We start from the raw sequence: 25,244 nt of genomic DNA, 5'->3' as shown, positions 1-25,244 counted from the left end.
CAAACCGACAAGATAGAATTATGCAAATTGTAAGTGATATTCATACGCTACGTGCGCAAATAAAAGTATGGCATCAACAAGGCCTTACTATTGGGTTTGTTCCTACTATGGGTAACTTGCACCAAGGTCACCTTTCGTTAGTTAAAGAAGCCAAGCAACGAGCTGATAAAGTTGTCGCCAGTATTTTTGTAAACCCTATGCAATTTGGTGCCGGTGAAGATTTAGATAATTACCCGCGCACTATGGAAGCGGATCAGCATAAGTTATCAACCGAGGGCTGCGATTTATTATTTACGCCTACCCCTGAAATTGTTTACCCAAAGGGCTTAGACAAGCAAAGCGTTGTCGATGTACCACAAGTATCAGAAGGATACTGTGGTGAAAGCAGACCCGGACATTTTCGTGGTGTCGCGACGGTAGTTTGTAAACTGTTCAATATTGTTCAACCGGATATCGCCTGTTTTGGATTGAAAGATTATCAACAAGTTCAAGTTATTCAGACGATGGTTGAAGACTTAAATATGCCGATAGATATTGTACCTGTAGCGACGGCTCGTGAGCCTTCAGGACTTGCAATGAGTTCTCGAAATGGCTATTTAAGCGATGAAGAAAAAGCGATTGCACCAGCGCTTTATCAAAACATGCAGTGGTTGGCAGGACAAATACAAGATGACGATGATTTTATTGGCTTAACAAAACAAGCGATTAACAAAATCAATGAAACAGGTATGAAAGTTGATTACCTTCATGTAGTGCACGCCCGTACCTTACAACCTGCTAGTGAAGACGATAAAGAATTGGTCATTCTTGCTGCCGCACATTGCGGGAAAGCGCGACTGATAGACAATTTACAAGTATCACTAGCTTAGTGAAACTCTTCGTTTAACAACGTGCTCACAGACACAAAAAAGCCGCTTATTTGAATGCGGCTTTTTCATTTAATAATCTACGCAAGTCTGATTACTCTTTGGTATAAACGACGTTCTCGTCCCAGTAATCATCGTCATCATCGTCCCAGTCGTCATCATCGTCTTCGTCATGTTCAGACATGGCGTCTTGATGATAAGTATCCCATTTGAACTCAACAGCCTTCTCTTCGACTGACTCTTCTTCTTCAGCAGGTAATGCTTCAATAAAGTCCATTAGCTGAGCACATAGTTCTTCCGTGCCCATTTTATTGAAAGCAGAAATTGAGAATACTTCACCTTGCCAATCAAGTGCTTCAATAATCTCTTGCTTAACTTCTTCTGCTTCTTCTTCTAACAACAAATCCAGTTTGTTCAATACTAACCAACGTGGTTTGTCTGCTAGCTTTTCAGAATGTCTTTCTAACTCTGAAATAATGGTTTTAGCATTTTCAATTGGATCTGATTCATCGACAGGCATAACATCAACAACATGCAATAGCACGCGACAACGTTCTAAATGCTTCAAGAACGTGGTACCAAGTCCAGCGCCTTCTGCGGCACCTTCAATAAGACCCGGAATATCTGCAATAACAAAACTGCGCTGCGCATTTAATCGAACCACACCTAAATTAGGCACGAGTGTCGTAAATGGGTAATCAGCCACTTTAGGTTTTGCCGCCGATACACTTCGAATTAACGTAGACTTACCAGCATTTGGTAAGCCCAGTAAACCAACATCAGCGAGCAATAGTAACTCTAAATTTAAGTTACGAATTTCGCCTGGTGTGCCATCAGTTTTTTGGCGTGGTGCTCGGTTAGTACTACTTTTGAAACGGTTATTACCTAAACCGTGCCAGCCACCTTTAGCAACCATTAATTTTTGCTCGTGAGTGGTTAAGTCACCCACTTGCTCGCCAGTATCTACATCAACTGCTCTTGTACCTACAGGCACTTTAAGAAATAAATCTTTACCGCCTTTACCAGTACAGTTACGCGACATACCATTTTGGCCACGCTCTGCACGGTGAAAACGTTCAAAGCGATAATCAATAAGTGTATTTAAGTTTTCATCGGCAACTAAATAAACGTCACCGCCATCGCCGCCGTCGCCACCATCTGGGCCACCAAACTCGACATATTTTTCTCGACGAAAACTAACACAACCATTACCGCCATCACCCGCTTCAGCGCGAATCTCGACTTCATCAACGAACTTCATAAGATTTTCGTATTCTCCGAAATAGAATTATTTCTTAACTTGCTGCTATTAAGGTTTAATTATAAGCGATCTTACTCACTTACCCAATTTTACTTTAGTTGCAGGCCTTCATTACTAGGCAAAAAAAAACCCCGCTACCATGTAGCAGGGCTTTTCGATAGGTTAACGCGTAAATTATTCAGCTACGATGCTTACGAACTTACGGTTTTTAGGACCTTTAACTTCAAACTGAACTTTGCCGTCAGATAAAGCGAATAAAGTATGGTCTTTACCGATACCCATGTTGTTACCAGCGTGGAATTTAGTACCACGTTGACGAACGATAATGTTACCAGCTAAAACTGATTCGCCACCGAAACGTTTAACACCTAGGCGTTTACTTTCTGAATCGCGACCGTTTTTGGTACTACCTGCTGCCTTCTTATGTGCCATTTTAAAATGCTCCTAAAATTAGCCGTTAATACCAGTAATTTTCACTTCAGTGTACCATTGGCGATGGCCCATCTGCTTGCGTGAATGCTTACGACGTTTGAACTTAACGATTTTAACTTTATCGCCACGACCTTGAGAAACAACTTCAGCTGTAACCTTGCCACCTTCAACTAAAGGCGCGCCTACTTTGATGTCGTCGCCGTTAGCGATCATTAAAACGTTGTCGAATTCAACTGAAGCGCCAACTTCTAGCTCAAGCTTTTCTAAGCGAACTGTCTGACCTTCAGTTACACGGTGCTGTTTACCACCGCTTTGGAATACCGCGTACATAGCTACTCCGTACTGCACCTGCTTGTTTAAAGCATCTTTTGGTGCTTAAATTTAAAAATATAGGGCGCGAATTCTACGCGAACAAAATAAGGATCGCAAGCCATAATTTGCTTTTATTACATAAATATTTTGAACGCTTCAATCTATCTAGATTTCGTGTACACTTGTGCGCATTAAACACCTGTAAAACACTATTCTCCACGCTATGAACTTAACTGAAATTCAGTCGCTTGCTAGCCAAGATATGACCGAAGTTAATGATCTAATCTACGGCCAATTAACCTCTGACGTCGCCCTTATTAATCAACTCGGTATTTACATTGTAAATGCCGGCGGCAAAAGAATGCGCCCTTTGCTTAGCGTATTAGCTGCACGAGCGATAGGTTACGAAGGTAAGGATCATCTTTCGATCGCTGCGATCGTCGAGTTCATTCATACCGCTACATTATTACATGACGACGTAGTCGACGAATCAAATATGCGTCGCGGACGAGAAACAGCCAATGCCTTATTTGGTAATTCGGCCAGTGTCTTAGTTGGTGACTTCCTTTATACCCGTTCTTTTCAAATGATGGTAAAAATCAAAAAGATGCGTGTGATGGAGATTTTATCTGATACGACAAATGTTGTAGCAGAAGGTGAAGTATTACAGTTGATGAACTGTAATGACCCCGATACTACTGAAGAAAGTTATCTGCAGGTAATCTATTGTAAAACTGCGAGGTTGTTTGAAGCAGCGACACAGCTAGCCGCGGTGATCTCGGGATCTGATCCTAAGATCGAACAGGCACTCGCCGATTATGGTAAGCACTTGGGCACAGCATTCCAGTTAGTAGATGACATCATGGACTATACGGCGGATGCCAAAGAAATGGGCAAAAATGTTGGTGATGACTTATCAGAAGGAAAGCCAACATTGCCACTATTATATGCAATGGCCAATGGCAACGATGAGCAGCGTCAATTAATTAGAAATGCTATCGAGCATTGTAATGGCATGGAGCACTTAGATGAAATTCTAGCCGCCATGAAAGCAACGGGCTCTTTGGAGTACACGCAACGAAAAGCAGAACAAGAAGCCGATATAGCAATTAATGCGCTGAGTGAGATTCCAGAAAGTGAATATAAGCAAGCATTGATCGCCCTAGCGCATATTGCAGCAAACCGCACTTCATAAACAGCATTTTCATTTACTTAAATCTCGATTACAATGGGCCACGATATTTCGTGGCCCATTTTTTATGACTTCTTCAAACCTTAAACACTTACTGGCTGATTCAGAACTTTTACTTAATGCTGTTGGCGAAGGAATTTACGGCTTTGATACGCAAGGTCACGCGGTATTTATTAATGCAGCAGCCGAGCGAATGACGGGCTGGACCGCAGAAGAATTACTTGGTAAAAGTATTCACCAATATCATCATCATACCCATGCTGACGGAACCCCCTACCCCGCTGAAGAATGTCAAATCTATGCGACAGCTCAAGATGGTAAAAGTCGCCAAGTAACTAATGAAGTATTTTGGCGCAAAGATGGCAGTGCTTTTCCGGTCGAATACACTTCAACTCCAGTATTCCATCAAAATAAAGTCATAGGTGCCGTTACGGTATTTCGAGATGTCACCGAGCAGAAAAATAATGAACAAGCATTAAGTCTAGCACTAGATAAAGTAAAATCGCTTTCCAATCAGTTGCAGGCAGAAAATCACTACCTACAAAATGAACTTAAGCAACAGTGGTCGCAATCTTCGCTTACTGGCTCTAGCTTAATCATGGAAAAGCTAAAATCGCAGATTCAACTAGTGGCGAATACCAATACTACCGTATTGATTCTCGGCGAAAATGGAACTGGTAAAGAACTCGCCGCACGTGAACTACACCAGCGAAGTGATCGAAAAAAGAAAGCGATGATAAAAGTGAACTGTGCAGCCTTTACCCCTAGCTTATTAGAATCTGAGTTATTTGGCCACGAGAAGGGAGCCTTTACCGGTGCAAATGAAAGCCGCAAAGGAAAATTCGAATTAGCAGACAAAGGTACACTATTTTTGGATGAAATTGGTGAGCTTTCTTTAGAAGCGCAAAGCAAATTACTAAGAGTTATTCAAGAACAGGAATTTGAGCGGGTTGGTGGCAATAAAACTATCAAGGTTGATATCCGATTAATCGCAGCAACAAACAAAGATTTAAAAGCCATGGTTGAACAGGGCGATTTTCGAATGGACTTATATTATCGCTTAAACGTTTTTCCTATCGAAATGCCACCACTTCGAGCACGTAAAGATGATATTGCTACGCTTACTACCCAGCTGATCGAGCAACTGAATAAGAAACTTAATAAACAGGTTCATTCAATTAGCTCGAGCAGTTTACGATCTCTAAGACATTATCATTGGCCAGGTAACGTAAGAGAGCTACAAAATACCCTTGAGCGTGCCATGATTTTATCGCAATCGCCTGTGTTAGAGGTTACGGTTGGTGAACCTATAACACAGACAAATCATGTTAAGGGTAAATCACTAGCACAGATAGAGGCTCAATATATTTTAGATGTACTTAACGACTGTCACTGGAAAATTGGTGGCGAACAAGGCGCTGCAAAGATATTAGGTTTACCAGACAGCACGCTGCGTTCAAAAATGCAAAAGCTCAACATCAAACGTCCATAGCCCCCAAAAAAGCACGATATGCCACGCCAGAAACCACGATATATCGTGCAATCAATTTAATAAGCAGACCACCAATAAAAATATTAACCATATTTATCAACAGGTTAACTCAAAATCTCATGTTGGCAATCTAATTGCAATATCTCTTATAACAGAGTTATGAGAGTAAACAATGAATTTCGATTTTAAAGAAGAAGAATTGATTATTAAGCCGTATAAAAATGACGAAAGCATCTACGTTCGTCTGCAGCGTGGCTTATTTTATAATATTCGTAAATACAGCGGCGCATTTATGATGTTGCTTTTCGTGTTAATTCCTTGGATACCTTATAAAGGTGAACAAGCTATCCTGCTAGATGTCGCTAATCAGCAATTTAGAATTTTTGCCATTACTTTCTTCCCGCAAGACTTAACAGTGCTCGCGGCCCTATTTATGGTGGGGGCGTTCGCACTGTTCTTTTTTACCACATGGCTTGGCAGGGTATGGTGTGGCTTTATGTGCCCACAGACTATTTGGATGTTTCTCTATATCTGGGTAGAAGAGAAAATTGAAGGTAATCGAAATCAACGGATCAGAGGTGACAAGCAAGAATTAGATAGCGCTAAATTCCGTAAAAAAACGCTTAAGCACGCTGCCTGGCTACTTATTTCGTTTTTAACAGCAACGACTTTTATGTCGTACTTCATCCCTGTTAAAACCTTGTATTTAGAGCTGTTTACCTTGGAATGGTCAGCACTTGTCTATTTCTGGGTTGGCTTCTTTACGCTATGTACATACGGTAATGCAGGCTGGTTACGCGAAAAAATGTGTATTTACATGTGTCCGTATTCACGTTTTCAATCAGCAATGTTTGATAAAAACACTCTACTTGTTGCCTATGATAAAGCACGCGGAGAAAACCGCGGCATGCGCAAACGTAAAGACGACCATAAAGCAAAAGGACTCGGAGATTGCGTAGATTGTAATCTGTGTGTTGAAGTTTGTCCTGTCGGCATAGACATCCGAAATGGCCTTCAATATGAATGTATTAGCTGTGCAGCTTGCATAGATGCATGTGACCAAACAATGGAGCGCTTTAATTATCCCAAAGGATTAATTAGCTTTACGAGTGAAAATGCTTTGATAGGTAAAAAAGCATCTATTTTTAGGCCTAAAATTGCGGCATACGCAATGCTTACGCTAACCATGTTTGTATTAATGGGCTTTTTCATTGCCACACGCACACCGATTGAAGCTTCAATATTACGAGACCGAAATGTGCTATATCGCACAACGTTTGATGGCAGTATAGAAAACAGTTATCAATTAAAGCTCACTAACAAGTTACAGCAAACCGAGCGATTTTTACTCATTATCGATGGTGAAGAACCAATCACCATGAGCTTGACCAAACCTGTAACTGCAGAAGCTTTAGAAATGGTTGTAGTGCCTTTTACACTTACCGCTCCGCCAGAATTGTTACCTGAAGGGGTGTCGTCACTCAATATAACAATTACGTCACTTGATAGTGACCAAGTTAATATAACTAAAGAAGTGAAATTTTATGCAGGATAGCTTTAGTTCGCTCTAAGTGCTTTAGCTAAAAGAGCCGCTTTTATTTTGTTATCAGGGTGATAACCAATATATTGCGGCTCTTTGTGTAAGGTATAATCTAACGTAGTTGCATTAATGTTGTATTTGGCAATGACCAAATCTGCCCATTTCTTATCAATTAAAATTGCATCCACCCTACCTGACGTTAAGATGCTAAACAGTCGCTTGATGCTTTCTGGTTTTTCTGAATTAAAAGAGGCTGTACTAACTTCAAATTGCTCACTATTAATTATTTCGGCCACTTTTTCAGGATACTCATAGCCCCTTGCTGTTAACAATTTTATTTTATTACTCGAATGGTCTGCTTTCATTGCGATTGGGCTATTGGGTACTACAGCCAAGGTGAGCTCCCAATCAGCAATAGGATGTTCGATTAAAGCTACTCCATCAGCTTTATCGACGTGCAACACAAAGTCAAATTCTTTATTTTTAACTAATTCTACACATCTAGCATGAGGCAGTTGTTTATAAGAAATAAAGTAATTAAAATCTTTAACTTTTCTTTGTAAGAACTCAATTGAACTCCCTGTCGCCTCTCCGTTCTTCCCTACAAAAGCATAGGGGCTCCACTCTTCGAAGCATGCACTTATCTTCTTTTCTTCTTTTGCAAAAATAGAAAAGTGACAAAAAGTAATAAGTAGAAAAAATAGTCGTATCAACAAGTTAAAACCTGTTCCATTCAAAGTTAAGGATAAATACAAATAAATCTCAACACCTTATTAATATAGTACAAATCTGCGATTCTTATAGTCAACGCGAAAACAGCACGGCACTAAAGTACCATTGTCGAATTTTTACTTGTAAGCCAATATGCATTAAGTGCTAATAAAAGGATGAATATCAGGTTGTGTATGTTAGATAAATTTAAAGGCTTAGCCCTATCATTAGCTTTATGTTTACCACTTGCGACAAACGCGTCATTTTATCAGTTAGATTCTTTTGGCGATAACCCCGGAGAGCTAACTGCTAGCTACTTTAAACCCGAACAGAGCAAACCATCATTATTAGTAATGCTCCACGGCTGTGGTCAAAACGGTAAAACATTGGCAACCGATACCGGGCTCATAGGCTTATCAACACAGTACAATTTCACCGTACTTATTCCACAACAAAGCAAATCAAACAACATAACGGCTTGCTTCAATTGGTTTTCTGAAAAAGACAACGCTATGGGTGTTGGTGAAACCTTATCATTAAAAAACATGATCAATGCGTTAATCAAACAGCATGGATTTAAAGACATATATATTGCAGGTTTATCTGCTGGTGGCGCTATGACCAGCTCTATGCTGCTCAATTATCCTGAATTATTCGAAGCAGGAGCAGTCATTGCAGGTGTGCCTTACCCATGTGCAAATGGACTAATAAAAGCGATATCTTGCATGAAAAATGGACCATCTTCTCAAACAGATTTAATCCAAGGCGCGAATGCAGTTATTAATCAAAAGACTAAACTACCTCGACTTACAATTTGGACTGGCGCTAACGACAATATCGTTAACCCAAAAAATTCCAGTGCACTTGCTAAACAGTGGCAACATTTAACCCAGATAACTGCTCAACCAGAGGTGACCGCAAAAAATGGCGTCACAAAACAACAATGGTTTGGCAAAGATAAACAACGCGCACTTGAGTTAGTAACAATTGCTAACGTTGGACACGGCATCATGGTCAACCCTGACATTAACCATGGTGGCGTCGAGGGTGACTATTTACTTAAGTCGCCTATTGCCACTATGCCAGAAATCATTCAGTTTTTCGGACTAAAAACAAAAATAACCAAATAAATACAACAAGTTAACATGTACTACTATGGTGCTAATTATTTTTTTAAATTATTGGTATAGAGTAAAAATCAACCATCAGTGTTAACAAAAAATAATATTATAAGAAGCTAAGGGGAATTTCATGAAGCAGCAAAAAAACAAGCATAGCTGTATAGCATTAGCAGTCGCTGCCGCACTCAGTAGTAATTTTGCAATAGCGCAAGAAGATACAAGTTCAGAAGACAAAGTCGCTGGTTTAGAAGTCATCGAAGTCACGGCGCGAAAAACAACCGAGAGCTTACAATCAGTTCCAGTTGCGGTTACCTCTATCGGCGCTGCGCAACTCAGTGAAAACGGTATAGCTGTGATGACAGAGATACAACGCTTTTCTCCAAATACCACGCTACAAACAAGCCGTGGTACAAACTCAACGTTAACGGCTTTTATCCGAGGTGTTGGTCAACAAGATCCATTGTGGGGTTATGAGCCTGGTGTCGGCATTTACATTGATGATGTGTACATGGCTCGCCCACAAGGTGCAGTTATTGATCTGCTGGATGTTGAACGCATCGAAGTATTACGTGGTCCTCAAGGTACACTTTATGGCAAAAACACCATAGGTGGCGCGGTGAAATACGTCACCAAACCTATGTCTGGTGATATGGAGTTTAACATTGAAGGGACTGTCGGCTCATACAGCCAACAAGACCTAAAAATTACGGGTCAAGTGCCACTTATCGAAGACAAACTTTATTTAGGTTTTGGTCATGCAGAGTTGAGTCGCGATGGTTTTGGTGAATTTTTAATTTCAGCACTCGACGGTCAAGACAAAGAAAACTATAACAAAGATTTATCAGCTTCACGTTTAACGCTTGAGTTTCGTCCGACTGACGACTTATTTATGCGATTAGCTTGGGATAAAACAGATGACGACTCTAACGCCAAAGGCGGTTATCGCTTATTGCCAAGCTTGCTAACTGATGCGCCAGTGCCTAATAGTGTTTTCGACTCATACACTAGCATGCCTACTAAAAACACTGTTGAACTTGAAGGAATTAGCTTAGTTGTTGATTGGCAAGCGACTGATGATTTATCGCTTAAATACGTTACGTCATCGCGTGAAAGTGATTCGGATACCAATATCGATTTTGACAATACGCCGCTAGATATTTTCGATGTACCGGCTATTTACGATGATGAAAATACCAGTCACGAACTTCAAGCAAATTATACTGGCGAGAACTTTAATATTGTCGGTGGTGTTTACTTCTACGACGGTGAATCATGTGGTCATTTCGATGCCATATTAGGTTTTCTTGGCCGAGCAGCATTTGGTGTACCAGGCTTAACACGCGAAGTAACAGGCTGTAATAATAGTGAAAGTAAAGCAGCTTACGTGCAAAGTAGTATTGATATTACCGAACAGCTCTCAATGACCTTAGGTGCTCGCTACACAGATGAAGAAAAAGATGCTTATGTAAACAATGGGTTAGCATTTGAAAATGTATATCCTGAAGATGGTTGGATTCCTGGCTATGAACGTGGTGGCGTAAGCTTCCCGCAAGTACTAGGGTCAGATTCTGACGGTGATGGCGTTTTAGATGCACCTAAATCAGAAGACTGGTCTCGTTTTACTCCTCGCATAGGTATTGAGTATCAGTATGACGATAACACTATGTTTTTTGCCAGCTACTCTCAAGGCTTTAAATCAGGTACGTTTAACCCACGCGCTACCGTAAATGAGGACGCAGCAGATCCGGAAATTGTCGACTCGTTTGAAATCGGTATGAAGAAAGATTGGAATGAAACATTGCGTACCAATATTACTGTGTTCTCGTTAGATCATGAAGATCGCCAATACATAACGGTAACGCCAGATCCTGACGACTTCACGGTACTTAACCAAAACCTTGGTAATATTAAGGGCTCAACCGTTGACGGTATAGAAGCAGAGGTCACTTGGGTTGCGACCGAAGAGCTTACTTTAGACTTTGCTTTAGGGTATCTCGATGGCGAAATAGAAGACGATCCGTCTATTGCGACACCATTAGTAGGTTTATCTAACACACCTGAATACACCTTATCCATTGCAGCTAACTACACATTAGATACTTCAATTGGCTACTTTGTTTTCAACGGGGGTTACTACTACCGTGACGATTACTTATTATTTGAAGACAGTGACGCTTTAAAACAAGATGGCTATGGCACGCTAAATGCCAGCATCAATTGGGAAAGCATTGAAGGTAATTGGTATGCAGGCTTACATGCTAAAAACCTGACTGATGAAGAATATATGGTCGGCGGCTATAACTTTGTGGGTATGGATGATGATGGTAACTACACGCCAGGCTTAGGTGGCGATACAACGTTAATCGCCTATTACGGCGACCCGCGTACCGTACACTTTACCCTTGGGTACCGTTTCTAACCGACTAATTATTAAGTTAATTAATCTCCCTTGGTTAAAAGAGCTGGTACCTGCCAGCTCTTTTTTTCATAATGAGATAAGTAGTTTTAAGGAGAGATAATGATGAGTGATGCACAAGTAATCATTGCTGACGACCACCCACTATTTCGTACAGCTTTGAAACAAGCGGTATATGAATGCATACCTGATGCAGCGATCATTGAAGCTGAAAGCTTTAATGAATTACTTGCTAATATCGAAACTCAACCGTCGCTTGAAATAGTATTTCTTGATCTTCATATGCCAGGCAATGATGGCTTTACCGGCCTCACGCAACTAAGAAATAATCATCCAGATTTAACCGTAATCATGGTCTCTTCAGATGAACGTACTGACGTTATGCGCAAAGCGATAAATTTTGGTGCTGCCGCCTTTATTCCTAAGTCAGTGAACTTAGCAACAATTGCTAGCGCTGTGGATAGTGTCCTAAATGGAGAAACCTGGCTACCAGATGATATTGAAAAACTCCCTGATGATGAGCAAGCACAGAAAAACAAGCAATTGGCGAAACAACTCGCGCACCTGACTCCTCAACAATATAACGTATTATCATTAATTGCCGATGGCCAATTAAACAAGCAAATCGCCGGTATTTTGAATATTAAAGAGAACACAGTAAAGAAACATGTATCAGCAATATTGCTTCAACTTGGGGTGAATAACCGCACGCTTGCCGGCATTGCTTACCAGCAGCTTACGCTCAATCCGCCGCAACATGATGTACTTTAATTCATCGCATAGCTTATTCTGCGGTTAATAATTGCTTTATTGTTCGTTTCAAAGCTAACGACTTAATTGGTTTTCGCATAAAGCTAAACTTAGCATCACTAGTGCGTTGCCTAATATGCTCTGAAGGATCTGCTGAACAGATGATACATGGCACATCCCATTGATATTGCTGCTCCAATAATTGCACGACATCGACTCCATTCTCACCATCGTCTAAATGATAATCTGCGATAATCAATTGCGGAATAAAGCTGTCTTGTAAGAGTTGAGTTTGCACCCCCTCTAAATCTGTTGCAGAAAGCACCAGACATTGCCAATCCGCCAATTGCGAGGATAAGGCCTTTAATAACAATTCATCATTATCAATCAATAATACCGGCAACAATGGGAAGTCATTTGTCATTTTATCAAGCGCTTTATCAGAAACTTTGGTAACGCTTTGCATGGAAGTAGCTCGAGGAATATCGACCGAGAAAACGGATCCTCTGTCAAGAGTAGATCTTACCGACAACTTCAAGTTAAGTAGTTTGGCAATTCGGTCTGAAATGGCTAACCCAAGTCCTAACCCGGGTTTATCTTCGGTAGACTTTAACCGTTCAAATTCTTTAAATATGACGTCTTGTTTGTCTGTCGGAATACCAACCCCACTATCCCAGACTTCAATGCGAATAACATCCTTCTGTCGTCTCGCACCTAATAACACTTTGCCATGCGGTGCGTAGCGAAATGCATTAGACAAAAAGTTTTGTATGATACGGCGCACCATGCGCTTATCGGTTTCAACAAAACAACTAGAGGCTTGGTAATGAAAATCTATGTCATCACCGTCGGCAAGCACACTAAACTCATTATTAAGCGGCGCTAATAAATCTGCGACCGCAAATGTCGAGCATTCGACTTTTTGTGCGCTAGAATCAAGCTTGGAAATTTCCACTAAATCAGATAACAAACCTTCAACAGCGGTCAGCGAGTGCTGAATATTACCTGCTAATTCAGTTAACTCTTCTGTGTTCACACGCTTTTGCAGCATGGTAGTAAATAGCGTTAATGCATTGAACGGTTGCATTAAATCGTGACTGGCTGCAGCTAGAAATCGTGTTTTACTTCGGTTCGCCGCTTCTGCTTCTGCTTTTGCTTCAACTAATTCCACGGTACGCTCTTCAACACGCTTTTCTAACCCTTCATTGGCTTGTTGTAATGCGCGCTCTGCTTCAACATGCGCAGTAATGTCTGAGAAAGTACTAACAAACCCGCCTCCTGGCATTGCTTGCCCACGAATTTCTAACACAACGCCATTTGGCATTATCCGTTGAAAATGATGGTTAGTACCTTTTCTCATATGGTCGATACGTTTTGCAATTAGGGCATGTTTATCTTCGCCTTGGATGACACCTCTATCTGCATTAAACCTCAAGACATCTTCGATTGGCTTGCCTGCGGTTAAAAATCCTTCCGGGTAACCTAGCAACTCTATGTAGCGCTGATTCCATGCAACAATTCGCATATCAGCATCAACTACGCTAATACCTTGCTCAATATTTTCCACGCCTGCTTGCAGCAATTCACGATTAAATTGAAATATCTTGCTCGCTTCATCAACAATATGAACAACATCCTCAAGTGGCATTTCCTTTTCTGTTGCCGCATTCATCACCATTCGTGTCGACGCTGAGCCTAATACGCCAGCTAACTGCAATCGCGTATGCTCAACTAATTTTGCTGAAGCCTGTGCCCTAGATTTGCTATTACTTGGCAACAAATTCATTAATTCTTCGGCAGCTTGAGAGGAAACAAAGCGTTGTAACAAATGATAGAGATCGTTATTCGACAACTTGTTGCCATCAACACGCTCTGGTTTATGAATAAATATTTCAGCCTGCAGCTGTTCACCAACACTGCGCTGACTAAACAGAGAAACACCGACAAAGCAGCTAACATTGGCAAGTAAGCTTGCCAGCAGACCAACACTAATATTATCAAGCCCCGTCCATTCAACTATCGCGCTCGAGTATAGCCAAGCAGCATCAGGGATTAAGCTCGGCAACAACAATAGATAGCACCAGACGGCACTACCAACAACTAACCCGATCAATGCACCTTTTGTTGTCGCTTTTCGCCAATACAGCGCGCCCCAAATAAGCGGTGCTAACTGCGCAAGCAATACAAATGACAATAAACCGATAGTGGCAAGGTGATTTTGCTGACTAACGACCCTTTCAAAACCAAGTGCAAGTATTAGCAATAAAGCGATGGTAATGCGCCGTAAATTTAGAATTAACCCAGAGACTTGTGGCTTATCTTTCAATAACCTACTTTTTCCTTTGAGCAATAAAGGGTTAATGATTTCTGTAGTTAACATGGTACTCAATACTATTGTGGCAATGATGACCATACTAGTAGCCGCAGCTAAACCGCCGATATAAACCAAAAGCACTAACCAAGATTGTTGGAAAAATAACGGCAAGGTAATTACAAATGTATCGGCATCAACACTACCGCCTGGAAAGGTCGCTAAACCTGCAATAGCGATAGGTAAGACAAACAAGTTGATAAGAACAAGATATAGAGGATAAAGCCAACGAGCAGTTTTCAATTCTTGTTCATGATGATTTTCAATCATGGCCATATGAAACTGCTGTGGCAACACCACTATCGTTATCATGCCTAGAATAGCTTGTGAAATAGCAAAATATATTGACGCATTTAAGTCAGAGTCACTCTCAAAGCTGATGGTTTCCGAGCGCAGCAACAGGTCGTTAAAGCCATCAAAAATGAAGAAAGTTGCAAAGATACCTATCGCGGTTAACGCGAATAGTTTGACAATGGAACTAAAAGCAATGGCTAATACTAGTCCCCTATTTTGTCTACTTGCAGCAACCTGGCGGGTACCAAATAAAATGCTAAACGCGATCAATACAATAGTGACTAGTACTGTCGTATTAATTCCCGATTGATAAGTCCCCGTAAGCAAATCAAAACTAGTACTTACCGCTCGCAACTGAAGCGCGATATAAGGAATAGTGCCAATTAATGCGACTAATGTAACAAGACCCGCTATTTGTGGTGAGCGATCGTATCGGCAGGCAATAAAGTCAGCAATCGATGTTATATTTTGCTGCTTACTTATTCTCAGCATTCGCAATAACATCGGCCAAGCAAATACAAAGCACAAAATAGTGCCAATATAAATTGGTGCTAGCCAACTGCCGGTTGCCGCCGCTTGACCTACAGTGCCGTAAAACGCCCAAGAGGTGCAACTAACGCCTAATGAAAGACCATATATCCAAGGGCGGTTGTGCCATTTATCTTGAGACTGTTTTTGCCCAAAATACGCAACAGCGAATAGCACAAGAAAATAGGCAATTGAAATTAAACTAATTAACCAAGAATCAAACGACTGCCAAATTAACAAAAACCTGCCTCGCCTTAGATGAAGTTATTATTTTTATCTGCCCAGCATACCACGTGAGAATTTCGAAGGCAGTACACGAAGGTAGTACTTATTTTTGCTTGTTGATGCGGTAGTCTTAAAAACATTACGAAAATAACAAAGAATAATGATGAAAATAAGTAATAAGTATATCGTTGAAGCGATTGTTTTTATTAGCTATGTATTATTTGCGATGGCTTGGGTTGGCGGTACAGCCAGCATGAGCCAAATAATGGAGTCAATGAATGTTGATAGCTTAGCTTCCGCGAGTTTTATTAGTGGCTCAGTAACGCTTGCTAAAATTGTCGGGACATTTGGTGCCGCCTGGCTGGCAATAAAGTTTGGCATAAAGTATGCCTTTTTCATCGCCGCATTACTTATTGCCATTGGCGTATTTACTCCCTACTCACCTAATTATGAAATTTTGCTAGTCAGTCGTTTTCTGATGGGCTTAGGTGGGGCTTTTATGATTGTTTATTTCAACCCAATAGTTATGCATTGGTTTGATGTAGACGAAAGGCCTGTGATTAACGGCCTTAATGCCGTCGCATTTAATGTCGGTACCGCTATTATTTTGTGGTTTATGGCTGATTTCAATTCAATTACTGGCGATTGGAAAGTTAGCCTATTAGCATTTTCTGTTGCCAGTTTCCTATTCGCCGTAGCTTGGCTGTTAGTAAGATTTGACTCAAACGAACAAGACGCTACAAACCAAGCAAATGCTGAAAGTAATTATCATTATATCGACGGTTTAAAAGATAAGTTCAATTGGGTTTACGCACTGACTTATTCTGGTCTACTCGCTTTTTATATTTGCCTTTTCACCTTTTATCCAAAGGCGGGAATTAGCCAAAGTAAATGGGTGATTGGCTTTGGTATTGTTGGCACATTAGCCGGTATTATCTACAGCAAAAAGAACCCAAAAAGAGTACCTGTTATTAAATGGTCTGGTCTTGCAATGATCCTTACCATCATAGGATTATCTTTTAGCACCAGCCCAATTATTCAAACAGCTTCAGCTATTTTGCTAGGCTTTTTCATTTTCTTTCCAATTACTGCTCTGGTATCTATTCCACACGAGTTACCGAACATGAGCGGCCAACGAATTACGATAATTTTTAGCTTGTTTTATTCAATAAGTTACTTGTTATCAACGGGGGTTCTTTGGTTGTTCGGTAAACTTGTAGATATTAACCAAGGGGATTTCACATATTCGTTAATCCTTATTACGGTGTTGAGCAGTACTTTTTTTATTGGCAGCTTTTTCTTACCTGAAACAGCTAAATCAAAGGAGTGAATATAATGCGAGGCACGCTTTCACCTAAACTTACAGAGTTTCTAACGCAAGTTAACGCAGCGGCTGCAGAAGCAAAGGCGCAGGGTGTCACTTACACACCTGAAATAGTTAGAGGTAATCTTGATAAACTGGCGGCTTTTATTCCTAACGGGCCAGATATTACCTTTGTTCAAGACAGGTCTTTAACGCTTAATGGAAGAGTAATTAATACCCGCGTTTACAGCCCTGACCCAGCCGCCGCACTACCAGTATTAATTCATTACCATGGCGGCGGGCACATGTGTGGCAGCATCGATTTATACGATAGTGCGAGCCGAATGATGGCTAAAATGGCAAACTGTGTTGTTATTTGTCCTGACTATCGATTAGCACCGGAGCACCCTTATCCAGCAGGGATTGACGATTGTGAAGCAGTTCTCTTAAATCATCGTAAACTGCTCGATGGCGTTAATCATAATTATCAGCTAAATATTATGGGCGATAGCGCAGGCGGTGCAATTTGTACGACTTTAAGTAAGCGCTTTACACAAAACTCTGATATTGAAATCAATAAACAGTTACTCATATACCCAAGCGTTGATTACACCATGCAATCTGCTTCCATAGAAGAAAATGGTCAAGGCTTCTTGCTAGAACAAGCTAGGGTCAAATGGTACTTCGAACAATATTTTCAAGAAAAATACAGTGATGGGCATACATTAAGCGAAGCTTCACCTTTATTGGGGTCGTTTGACCGTAGCATGCCAGAAACAATCGTATTTACCGCAGGTTGCGACCCGTTGCGAGATGAAGGCAATGCTTACGTTGAAAAACTTAACGCTGCTGGAGTAAATGTTGAGCATCACCAGTTCGATGGGATGATCCATGCTTATATGTTATTGCATGACCTAGTCAAAGAAGAGTGTATGGAAACATATCAACGATTAGCGGCATTTCTAAACAAGTAAAATTCATACTGAGTTTACCGAAGTGCGACAAGCTCACACTTCGATTCATACCCGGAAGTTATCAAAGGGCAATAAGAGAATTATTGAGCCGTCCAACCACCATCGATAGTCAATGACGCTCCGGTAATCGTGCGTGCAGTATCAGAGCATAAAAATAAGGCATACTCGCCTATCTGACGAGGATCCATCATATCTGGCAATGACTGTTTCTGAATGACAATTTGACGCTTTGCTTGCTCAAAACTGATGCCGTCTCGATCAGCCATTTGTTGAATTTGCTCGGTAATAAGTGGCGTATCGACAAACCCTGGACAAATCGAATTAGCAGTAATGCCAAGCTCCGCATTTTCCATAGCTACTACTTTGGTAAAGCCAATAATTCCATGTTTTGCAGCGCAATAAGCTGACTTGTTAAGAGACGCAACTAAACCGTGGACCGAAGCAATGTTTATAATTCGCCCCCAACCTTTTGCTTTCATGCTAGGTAATGCTTTTTGAGTAGTATGAAAAGCTGCGGTTAAGTTAATCGCAATAATGGCATCCCATTTGGGTTGAGGAAAGGTGTCTACCCGCTCAGTGTGCTGAATTCCAGCGTTATTAACCAGAATGTCAACGCCACTCATTTCAACGCTAGCTCTTTCCATTAGGGTAGAAATCGCTTTGGCATCCATCAAGTTAGCACCGTCAAAAATGGCTTTTACTTGATATTTATCGACAAATTCTTGAGCCAATGTCTCACCTTCTTGGTCTGACATTAAGCCATGTAGAACGATATTTGCGCCATTTTCAGCAAGCACCTTTGCCGTTGCTAAGCCGATACCACTTGATGAACCCGTGATGAGTGCGGTTTTGCCAGCTAACATGTTTATTCTCTTGTCTGTTATTCAGTAATCAACAAGATTAACTGAAATAACTAGCTAAATAATTAGCACCTTAGTGCCAAGCGACTTTAGAGCATATAAATTTAAATTAAATTTCATTGTCATATAGACTGCACATATTTTGCGTTATAGTTACTTGTAGTTAACTACCTAAACTTTTTTATGACAAAAATTTTCGGCATCATAGTATTATTATTAGCCTCTTCAGTATTTGCTGAAGATAAGCCTGTCATTTCGGTCTACAGCTATCACCTTAAACCACCGCTTATTGTCAATTCCGCGATAAACTCAGGCCTTTACTTCGATTTTGTTGACTATCTCAACAGACATAGTAACCAATACCAATTTCAATTAATTCATGTGCCAAGAAAGCGCCTTGAACGTATGTTAGAAGAAAATATTCTTGACGGAATATTACTCGGCGTAAACCCAGTGTGGTTCAAAGATAAAAAAGAAACTAAGTATTACTGGACGTCTAGGGTATTTACCGATCGAGATGAAGTAATCTCGCTAAACACCAAACCGCTTGAGTATAACGACTCACAATCATTAACAAATAAAGTGTTTGGCGGAGTGCGCGGCTTTTATTACTTTGGCATTAACGAGCTGATTCAAGAGAAAAAAGCCTTGCGGGTCGATACCGTTAACGAAGTCGATTTGTTTTCCATGCTGTTAGCTGAGCGTATTGATGCTGCGGTAGTCAGTCGTTCCACAATTGACTACATGATTAAAGTCAATCATTGGCAAGGAAAGTTTCATCTTTCAAGAAAGCCTCATGATATATACGACCGCCGTATTCTTATTCCCAAATCACAACGAACCATTTATCAGTACTTAACGCCAATCATTGACCAACTACAATTTGATCCCGATTGGCAAGCAACACTTGAACAATATAGATAGCCGAAGTATTTAATAGTGAATTCATTAAAAAAGCCGCCAATTATAGCGGCTTTTTAATACTCAACTGACCGCCTTAAACGACAAAGCTGCCTGATAAGTTTTTCAAGTCTTGGGCCATTTCAGACTGACTAACACTTGTCGCGGCAATATCTTCTGCCGCATTGGCTGTACCATCAGCGGCGCCACTAATCTTGTTAATGTTTTCACTAATATCGTTGGCCACGACAACTTGTTCCTCTACTGCACTCGCTATTTGCGTCGACATATCGTTTATCACTGTGATGGCACTAGTTATATCGCCGATGGATTGAGTAATTTCGCCTGTTTGCTCAACGGTTTCTTTTGCGCGCTCTTGGCATGAACCTATTATGTTAAAAGCTTCACTTGTCGCTTTGGCAAATTCATTAATAATATTTTCAATTTGAAGCGTCGATTCCTGTGTACGTTGCGCAAGCGTTCTTACTTCATCAGCAACAACAGCAAAGCCACGCCCTTGCTCTCCAGCACGTGCGGCTTCTATTGCTGCATTTAGTGCTAGTAAGTTTGTTTGCTCGGCTACCGCTTTAATCACATCGACAACATTCGTAATTTCCGCGCTACTACTATTGAGCTTAGCCACCACATTATGCACTTCACTAACATCATGCGAAACTTGCTCTATTTGCTTAACTGACTTCGCCACTACGACGGCACTGTCATTGGCAATTGTCTCCGCATTTTTGGCAGCATCTGCAGTTTGATTGGTATTGTTAGACACTTCATGAATGGTATGTGTCATTTCTTCCATGGCGGTTGCTACTAGATAGGTTTGCTCTTTTTGTTCATAGAGCGCTTTGCTAGTTTGTTCTACGGTTACAGAGTTTTGTTCTGACGACGTCGCTAATAACTCGCTATTTGAGGTGATCTGACTAATTGCACTGCGGAAAGTCTCAAACACATCATTTAATGCATTGGAGATGACACTAAATTCATCATGACCGTTAACAACAAGCTTTCGATCTAATGCATTATTCGTCGAACAGTAATCTAAGGTATCGACTAAGGCACCTACCTGACGAGTAAGTCCTTTAACTATAACAATACCGGCTAATACACATACACCTAGAACAATTACCGTAATCAATATATACAACCAGTTGGTCCACTGAGCGCTAGATAATTGTTGATTCGCTTGCTGTTCAATATTGCTAGCTATGTAATCTTCAATACTCTTGAGGATATTAATTCGCTTAGTTGCAGCATCAAACCACTGAGTAGCCGAAACACCAAAATTACCATTTAAATTCTGCTGTTCAGCTATACGTCTAAATTCTATTACCGCATTAGTTTCGGGACCTTTTATTTTCGATTGGTAAAAAGCCAAGACATCAGGACTTGCGATATTTTCAAATTCTTTTGCATAAGTATCTTGAAGTAAAACTAACTCTTTAAATTTTACATAAGCTGCTAATGAAGCGCTATTTTTAGCAAACGTATTACTTAGCACAGCCCTTTCAATACCCGCCCTTTCCTTAGATTGGACAAAATTATAATACGCCAAGCCTTGTTGCTTTATTTCAGGTGAGTCCGATATTTCAGCAATAGTTGAAACAACGTTTAACAAGGCACCGTTAGTTTTTGTGTAATACCCGATGGCTTCGCCGGCGCTAATACTTAATGCATCAGTTTGTTGTCGAATTTTCGCTAACTGGTTTAATGCCTGCGTATTTTCTCTGCGCATGCCAGTAAGATCTAACTTAGCAATTACATCACTAAGACCTTCGGTAACACTGTGCTTAGTAGCCAACTTGTTATCTGTGAGTTGACGTTGGCTCGCTAGTTTTCGACGAAATTGGTCACTGCCATTTGAACCAAAATAACCAGCAGTTAAGCCCCTCTCCTTTTGCAGTTCATGTACAAGTTGTGAGTTGGCAATAGCTAGCTCTAATAAGTGAGTAGTTTGTTCTGCGTTATTTGCCGCTTTATTAGCATTAACAATTTGAATACCAGAATAAACAATGACAGCTATCAAAGGGATTGCCATTAGCAATAGCAATTTTTTCTTCATGGTAAGTGAAGTAAGCATCGAGCATCCTTTTCCGAGGAGATAAATTTCAATTATCGAGTATATGCACTAGGAATGATTATGCAAGAAAGTGAAATAGTTATATCGCTTTTCTTTGATCTAACCCACTTATTTTACTTATTTAGAATAGACAAACCTTAATAGGAATAATAAAAAAGCCACGTATAAACGTGGCTTTTTTAAATCTTTAACGATAATGAATATTAGCCGTTAATGAAGTCGATACCTTCTTGGATATCGTTATTTAATGTCGCAAGCATGTCTTCTTTTGCTTGTTGTTCAAAAGCACTTAATTCACCGTAAGATAAGATTTCTTCAACACCATTCTTACCTAAACGAACAGGGTGAGCGAAGTAAGCCGCATCGCCATTTTCAACCGCTACATATGCGTAATCAACAACGTCTTCACCTTGCAAGCCTTTAATCAGAGACATACAAAAACGCGCTGCTGCAGCACCCATTGATAATGTAGCTGAACCACCACCTGCTTTAGCGTTTACAACTTCAGTACCAGCGTTTTGAATGCGTGGTGTTAAAGAAGCTACTTCTTCATCAGTAAACGTCACACCTTCAACTTGTGAAAGAAGTGGAAGAATAGTAGTGCCTGAGTGACCACCAATTACTGGTACTTTCACAGAAGAAACATCAACGCCTTTTAATTCAGCGATAAATGCTTCAGAACGGATAACATCAAGAGTAGTTACACCGAATACACGGTTAGCATCGTATGTACCTGCTTTTTTGAATACTTCAGCAACAATTGGCACAGTACCGTTTACTGGGTTAGTAATTACACCAACTAACGCTTTAGGGCAGTTAGCAACAATACCTTCTGCTAACGTTTTGATAATACCCGCATTAACGTTGAATAAATCAGCACGGTCCATACCTGGCTTACGCGGCATGCCTGCTGGAATAATTACAATGTCTGCTCCATCTAACGCTGGCGCTAAGTCGTCAGCACCAAAGCCTTTAACATTAACTGCTGTTGGGATGTGACTTAAGTCTACAGCAACACCAGGTACTACCGGTGCAACATCGTATAATGCTAAGTCAGAGCCTGCTGGCAATTGAGTTTTTAATAGTAAAGATAACGCTTGGCCGATACCGCCAGCTGCGCCTAAAACAGCAACTTTCATTGGAATTCTCCAGATTTGAGTATTTACGTAAATTTTTGTCGCCCAAAAGATATAGTATTAGTGCACAAAAAACAAATGATTAATCGTGGTTAACGTTTAATAAAACCACTAAATAAGCAACTTTCCTTTACACATTTTTCATGTGAATTTTTACTATTTCCTTAGTGTTAGAAAGTTAATTAGCCAAGTGGGTAATTTTATCAGCATTTAAATTCAGCATAATTACCCATATCTTGGTATAGTAGAGGATAGACTAAAAAAATTTATATGGTATCCGACTTAGGTATTACCTTTTCCAATATTAATTATTACAGCAAAGCAATATGACCGCACAACAAAAACAAGAAGCACTCGTTCAAGCATTTAAAGATTTATTAAAACAAGAACAATTCGGCTCGCAAGGCGAAATTGTTGATGCCCTAAAAGCACAGGGCTTTGATAATATTAGCCAATCAAAAGTATCACGTATGTTGAGTAAATTTGGTGCCGTTCGCACGCGCAATGCTCGCCAAGAAATGGTCTATTGTCTGCCAGCTGAACTTGGCGTGCCAACTGCAAAAAGTCCGCTTAAGCAACTAGTTTTAGATATAGAGCATAACGAAGTAATGATCATTATCCACACCAGTCCAGGTGCAGCACAACTCATTGCTCGTTTACTCGACAGCGTTAGTAAAAGTGACGGCGTGTTAGGCACTATCGCTGGCGATGATACTATTTTCATTGCACCAACTAACGTGAATCAAATAGACGAAACAATTACAAAGTTAGAAGACCTATTTCAAAAGAATTTGGGCTAAATACAGCACTATAATTTTTTAACAATCAGAAAAATATAGCCACCTGTATTGCAAATGAATTTAACAAGGCTCCCTAAAAGGGAGCTTTTTTATTACTAATATTCACTATTAATTAGATTAATTGTCACTTTTCATCTCCTTGTTTTATCGTAGTATTGAGCTTCCACACCTTGAGAAGGTTTATGATGAACAACTGCTACGACTTACTTCCAGACTTATGCGACGAATACCCAAATGAGGTTTGTGTATTTGAGGCTCAATTCCAACACTATGGCAAACACCAAGTCTTTTTCGGGCAAGCAGTTACCGTAAAGTGTTTTGAAGATAATTCCGTAGTAAAAGCGCTAGTTAACACACCCGGCAATGGAAGAGTCATAGTTGTAGACGGCGGAGGCTCTATGCGCCGTGCCTTATTAGGCGATATGCTTGCCGAAGCTGCTGTAGCAAACGGTTGGGCAGGCCTAGTAATTAACGGCTGCATACGCGACGTTACCACCATCAACACACTAAATATTGGGGTTAAAGCGTTAGGTACTACTCCAATAAAAACTGAAAAGCGCAATATCGGTGATCAAGATATCTGCATCCGATTTTCTGGCGTGAACATCAAACCCAACGACTGGATCTATGCTGACCAGAACGGGGTACTGGTCAGCGAAAAGCAATTATCTATTACGAGTTAATGTCAGTCCGAGCTAGCCACGAACGCGCCGCTTGTTCGCTTGAAAAGAATTCATATTCAACTGCAGAATTGGACACCATTAAACGATAACCGATTAGTGCTTTGTGCAAGCTAGAGTCTAACTCGCACACCACTGCAACCTTTGCTCGCACCGGTATTTGTTCTTTGTCAGAGATAGAATCTGCTAAACGAACAAACTCATTCGGGCTGCCGGTAATCATTTCTATGCCGCTAAAGTCATAAAGACCATTCATACCGGGGAGAAATTTTGGGTCTTTTAACAGCTCTTCCGTGTGCTGGTTAAGATCGTTAACGCTCAATGACGAAATTGCTCGACCTATTACTAACTCTTCCAAGTCTGATATCGAATAATCGATCATTTGGCCCTTTCCTATTTAAAATAAGTTATCAGCACTAACGCCTATGATAAACACAAAAGTCGAGGGCATAAGCATTCTTTTCATCTGCCTCTCGTTTTTCGCTTGCCACCTTTTGCCAGTCTTTATCAACATCATAACTAGGGAAGCAGGTATCGCCTGCTATTTCCGCATCAATATGAGTAACATATAGTTTGTCTGCCGCCGGCATACAATGTTGATAAATAGCACCACCACCAATCACCATAATCTCTTCGGCATCTGCAGCTTTGGCTAATGCTTCATCGACTGACGCGACAACATCGACTCCTTCAACTCGATAATCAGGGTTTCTGGTAATAACTATGTTCTGCCTACCAGGTAACGGGCGTCCTATCGATTCATAAGTCTTTCGACCCATAACAACAGGCTTCCCTAACGTTGTTTTCTTAAAGTAAGCTAAGTCGGCTGGTAAATGCCAAGGCATATCATTGTCTTTACCAATAACACGGTTATCAGCATGGGCAACAATCATTGAAAGCGTCGTCATATAAAATCTAATAAAGGAAAAACTATATGACTATTTTAAGTGATGCGTAACGTTAAAAGCAAAGCTTTGATTTATCCAAACAA

General features: G+C 40.6%; 22 protein-coding genes. 12 read left to right on the top strand and 10 right to left on the bottom strand.

Going from position 1 to position 25,244, the window contains the following annotated elements; genetic code table 11:
• Positions 1 to 20: 20 nt before the first annotated feature.
• Positions 21 to 869, top strand: coding sequence for a pantoate--beta-alanine ligase (panC, locus tag HII17_RS09615; RefSeq protein ID WP_169075160.1), 849 nt, complete (start codon positions 21 to 23; stop codon positions 867 to 869).
• 91 nt (positions 870 to 960) lie between these two features.
• Here panC and cgtA read toward each other — a convergent pair whose 3' ends face one another.
• The 3 genes from cgtA to rplU all read right to left on the bottom strand — a co-directional run bounded on the left by cgtA (position 961) and on the right by rplU (position 2,889).
• Complete coding sequence (gene cgtA / locus HII17_RS09610) at positions 961 to 2,127, bottom strand: Obg family GTPase CgtA (protein ID WP_169075159.1); 1,167 nt, start codon at positions 2,125 to 2,127, stop codon at positions 961 to 963.
• A gap of 174 nt (positions 2,128 to 2,301) precedes the next feature.
• Positions 2,302 to 2,559 carry a 50S ribosomal protein L27 gene (gene rpmA, locus HII17_RS09605; RefSeq protein WP_169075158.1) on the bottom strand — a complete coding sequence of 86 codons (258 nt, stop codon included), beginning with the start codon at positions 2,557 to 2,559 and terminating at the stop codon, positions 2,302 to 2,304.
• An 18-nt stretch (positions 2,560 to 2,577) separates the two neighbouring features.
• Positions 2,578 to 2,889 (bottom strand): 50S ribosomal protein L21, encoded by a 312-nt coding sequence (gene rplU, locus HII17_RS09600; protein ID WP_169075157.1) that lies wholly within the window; start codon positions 2,887 to 2,889, stop codon positions 2,578 to 2,580.
• A gap of 205 nt (positions 2,890 to 3,094) precedes the next feature.
• Here rplU and ispB point away from each other — a divergent pair, with 205 nt between their 5' ends.
• The 3 genes from ispB (at position 3,095) to ccoG (ending at position 7,110) form a co-directional block, all read left to right on the top strand.
• Positions 3,095 to 4,066 (top strand): octaprenyl diphosphate synthase, encoded by a 972-nt coding sequence (gene ispB / locus HII17_RS09595; RefSeq protein ID WP_169075156.1) that lies wholly within the window; start codon positions 3,095 to 3,097, stop codon positions 4,064 to 4,066.
• A gap of 64 nt (positions 4,067 to 4,130) precedes the next feature.
• Positions 4,131 to 5,555 (top strand): sigma-54 interaction domain-containing protein, encoded by a 1,425-nt coding sequence (locus HII17_RS09590; protein WP_169075155.1) that lies wholly within the window; start codon positions 4,131 to 4,133, stop codon positions 5,553 to 5,555.
• A 172-nt stretch (positions 5,556 to 5,727) separates the two neighbouring features.
• A complete protein-coding gene (ccoG, locus tag HII17_RS09585; protein WP_169075154.1) occupies positions 5,728 to 7,110 on the top strand; it encodes a cytochrome c oxidase accessory protein CcoG in 1,383 nt (460 codons plus the stop codon).
• 2 nt (positions 7,111 to 7,112) lie between these two features.
• Here ccoG and HII17_RS09580 read toward each other — a convergent pair whose 3' ends face one another.
• Entirely contained in the window at positions 7,113 to 7,811 is a 699-nt protein-coding gene (locus tag HII17_RS09580) for a type 2 periplasmic-binding domain-containing protein (RefSeq protein ID WP_169075153.1), read from the bottom strand.
• Between the two features lie 189 nt (positions 7,812 to 8,000).
• Between HII17_RS09580 and HII17_RS09575 the strand changes: the two genes are divergently transcribed.
• The 3 genes from HII17_RS09575 to HII17_RS09565 all read left to right on the top strand — a co-directional run bounded on the left by HII17_RS09575 (position 8,001) and on the right by HII17_RS09565 (position 12,114).
• Positions 8,001 to 8,936, top strand: coding sequence for an extracellular catalytic domain type 1 short-chain-length polyhydroxyalkanoate depolymerase (locus tag HII17_RS09575; protein WP_169075152.1), 936 nt, complete (start codon positions 8,001 to 8,003; stop codon positions 8,934 to 8,936).
• 121 nt (positions 8,937 to 9,057) lie between these two features.
• A complete protein-coding gene (locus HII17_RS09570; RefSeq protein ID WP_169075151.1) occupies positions 9,058 to 11,346 on the top strand; it encodes a TonB-dependent receptor in 2,289 nt (762 codons plus the stop codon).
• Positions 11,347 to 11,445: 99 nt separating this feature from the next.
• Positions 11,446 to 12,114, top strand: coding sequence for a response regulator transcription factor (locus tag HII17_RS09565; RefSeq protein WP_328824510.1), 669 nt, complete (start codon positions 11,446 to 11,448; stop codon positions 12,112 to 12,114).
• A gap of 13 nt (positions 12,115 to 12,127) precedes the next feature.
• Here HII17_RS09565 and HII17_RS09560 read toward each other — a convergent pair whose 3' ends face one another.
• Positions 12,128 to 15,526, bottom strand: coding sequence for a PAS domain-containing hybrid sensor histidine kinase/response regulator (locus tag HII17_RS09560; RefSeq protein WP_169075150.1), 3,399 nt, complete (start codon positions 15,524 to 15,526; stop codon positions 12,128 to 12,130).
• Positions 15,527 to 15,671: 145 nt separating this feature from the next.
• On the opposite strand from HII17_RS09560, the gene HII17_RS09555 reads away from it, so the two are divergent.
• Together HII17_RS09555 and HII17_RS09550 are read left to right on the top strand one after the other, a co-directional pair.
• On the top strand, positions 15,672 to 16,841 hold the full coding sequence (locus HII17_RS09555; RefSeq protein ID WP_235938701.1) for an MFS transporter: 1,170 nt from the start codon (positions 15,672 to 15,674) through the stop codon (positions 16,839 to 16,841).
• A gap of 5 nt (positions 16,842 to 16,846) precedes the next feature.
• Complete coding sequence (locus HII17_RS09550; RefSeq protein WP_169075149.1) at positions 16,847 to 17,788, top strand: alpha/beta hydrolase; 942 nt, start codon at positions 16,847 to 16,849, stop codon at positions 17,786 to 17,788.
• A gap of 80 nt (positions 17,789 to 17,868) precedes the next feature.
• Here the strand turns inward: HII17_RS09550 and HII17_RS09545 are convergent, their stop codons facing one another.
• Positions 17,869 to 18,651 (bottom strand): 3-hydroxybutyrate dehydrogenase, encoded by a 783-nt coding sequence (locus tag HII17_RS09545; RefSeq protein ID WP_169075148.1) that lies wholly within the window; start codon positions 18,649 to 18,651, stop codon positions 17,869 to 17,871.
• A 180-nt stretch (positions 18,652 to 18,831) separates the two neighbouring features.
• On the opposite strand from HII17_RS09545, the gene HII17_RS09540 reads away from it, so the two are divergent.
• Positions 18,832 to 19,572 (top strand): type 2 periplasmic-binding domain-containing protein, encoded by a 741-nt coding sequence (locus HII17_RS09540; RefSeq protein WP_169075147.1) that lies wholly within the window; start codon positions 18,832 to 18,834, stop codon positions 19,570 to 19,572.
• A gap of 73 nt (positions 19,573 to 19,645) precedes the next feature.
• Here HII17_RS09540 and HII17_RS09535 read toward each other — a convergent pair whose 3' ends face one another.
• Positions 19,646 to 21,637: a methyl-accepting chemotaxis protein gene (locus tag HII17_RS09535; RefSeq protein ID WP_169075146.1), complete on the bottom strand. Its 1,992-nt coding sequence runs from the start codon at positions 21,635 to 21,637 to the stop codon at positions 19,646 to 19,648.
• 203 nt (positions 21,638 to 21,840) lie between these two features.
• Entirely contained in the window at positions 21,841 to 22,776 is a 936-nt protein-coding gene (gene mdh / locus HII17_RS09530) for a malate dehydrogenase (protein ID WP_169075145.1), read from the bottom strand.
• Between the two features lie 323 nt (positions 22,777 to 23,099).
• Here mdh and argR point away from each other — a divergent pair, with 323 nt between their 5' ends.
• The gene (gene argR / locus HII17_RS09525; protein ID WP_169075144.1) at positions 23,100 to 23,573 is read left to right on the top strand and encodes a transcriptional regulator ArgR; all 474 of its coding nucleotides are present in this window, start codon (positions 23,100 to 23,102) and stop codon (positions 23,571 to 23,573) included.
• A gap of 182 nt (positions 23,574 to 23,755) precedes the next feature.
• Positions 23,756 to 24,256 (top strand): putative 4-hydroxy-4-methyl-2-oxoglutarate aldolase, encoded by a 501-nt coding sequence (locus HII17_RS09520; protein ID WP_235938700.1) that lies wholly within the window; start codon positions 23,756 to 23,758, stop codon positions 24,254 to 24,256.
• Here the strand turns inward: HII17_RS09520 and HII17_RS09515 are convergent.
• Positions 24,246 to 24,635: a hypothetical protein gene (locus tag HII17_RS09515; protein WP_169075143.1), complete on the bottom strand. Its 390-nt coding sequence runs from the start codon at positions 24,633 to 24,635 to the stop codon at positions 24,246 to 24,248. The two genes, HII17_RS09520 and HII17_RS09515, sit on opposite strands and share 11 nt — an antisense overlap.
• 34 nt (positions 24,636 to 24,669) lie before the next feature.
• The gene (gene folA / locus HII17_RS09510; RefSeq protein ID WP_169075142.1) at positions 24,670 to 25,161 is read right to left on the bottom strand and encodes a type 3 dihydrofolate reductase; all 492 of its coding nucleotides are present in this window, start codon (positions 25,159 to 25,161) and stop codon (positions 24,670 to 24,672) included.
• Positions 25,162 to 25,244: the final 83 nt, after the last annotated feature.

This window comes from Thalassotalea algicola, assembly GCF_012932965.1.
GTDB classification, from domain to species: Bacteria; Pseudomonadota; Gammaproteobacteria; order Enterobacterales; family Alteromonadaceae; genus Thalassotalea_F; species Thalassotalea_F algicola.
The sequence above is the reverse complement of the archived record's forward strand: the minus strand, read 5'-3'. Positions and strand labels throughout refer to the sequence as shown.

Excerpts from the sequence above, each read along its gene's own strand:
- panC (WP_169075160.1), top strand. The coding sequence starts at position 21 with ATGCAAATTGTAAGTGATATTCATACGCTACGTGCGCAAATAAAAGTA.
- cgtA (WP_169075159.1), bottom strand. The coding sequence starts at position 2,127 with ATGAAGTTCGTTGATGAAGTCGAGATTCGCGCTGAAGCGGGTGATGGC.
- rpmA (WP_169075158.1), bottom strand. The coding sequence starts at position 2,559 with ATGGCACATAAGAAGGCAGCAGGTAGTACCAAAAACGGTCGCGATTCA.
- rplU (WP_169075157.1), bottom strand. The coding sequence starts at position 2,889 with ATGTACGCGGTATTCCAAAGCGGTGGTAAACAGCACCGTGTAACTGAA.
- ispB (WP_169075156.1), top strand. The coding sequence starts at position 3,095 with ATGAACTTAACTGAAATTCAGTCGCTTGCTAGCCAAGATATGACCGAA.
- HII17_RS09590 (WP_169075155.1), top strand. The coding sequence starts at position 4,131 with ATGACTTCTTCAAACCTTAAACACTTACTGGCTGATTCAGAACTTTTA.
- ccoG (WP_169075154.1), top strand. The coding sequence starts at position 5,728 with ATGAATTTCGATTTTAAAGAAGAAGAATTGATTATTAAGCCGTATAAA.
- HII17_RS09575 (WP_169075152.1), top strand. The coding sequence starts at position 8,001 with ATGTTAGATAAATTTAAAGGCTTAGCCCTATCATTAGCTTTATGTTTA.
- HII17_RS09570 (WP_169075151.1), top strand. The coding sequence starts at position 9,058 with ATGAAGCAGCAAAAAAACAAGCATAGCTGTATAGCATTAGCAGTCGCT.
- HII17_RS09565 (WP_328824510.1), top strand. The coding sequence starts at position 11,446 with ATGATGAGTGATGCACAAGTAATCATTGCTGACGACCACCCACTATTT.
- HII17_RS09555 (WP_235938701.1), top strand. The coding sequence starts at position 15,672 with ATGATGAAAATAAGTAATAAGTATATCGTTGAAGCGATTGTTTTTATT.
- HII17_RS09550 (WP_169075149.1), top strand. The coding sequence starts at position 16,847 with ATGCGAGGCACGCTTTCACCTAAACTTACAGAGTTTCTAACGCAAGTT.
- HII17_RS09545 (WP_169075148.1), bottom strand. The coding sequence starts at position 18,651 with ATGTTAGCTGGCAAAACCGCACTCATCACGGGTTCATCAAGTGGTATC.
- HII17_RS09540 (WP_169075147.1), top strand. The coding sequence starts at position 18,832 with ATGACAAAAATTTTCGGCATCATAGTATTATTATTAGCCTCTTCAGTA.
- HII17_RS09535 (WP_169075146.1), bottom strand. The coding sequence starts at position 21,637 with ATGCTTACTTCACTTACCATGAAGAAAAAATTGCTATTGCTAATGGCA.
- mdh (WP_169075145.1), bottom strand. The coding sequence starts at position 22,776 with ATGAAAGTTGCTGTTTTAGGCGCAGCTGGCGGTATCGGCCAAGCGTTA.
- argR (WP_169075144.1), top strand. The coding sequence starts at position 23,100 with ATGACCGCACAACAAAAACAAGAAGCACTCGTTCAAGCATTTAAAGAT.
- HII17_RS09520 (WP_235938700.1), top strand. The coding sequence starts at position 23,756 with ATGATGAACAACTGCTACGACTTACTTCCAGACTTATGCGACGAATAC.
- HII17_RS09515 (WP_169075143.1), bottom strand. The coding sequence starts at position 24,635 with ATGATCGATTATTCGATATCAGACTTGGAAGAGTTAGTAATAGGTCGA.
- folA (WP_169075142.1), bottom strand. The coding sequence starts at position 25,161 with ATGACGACGCTTTCAATGATTGTTGCCCATGCTGATAACCGTGTTATT.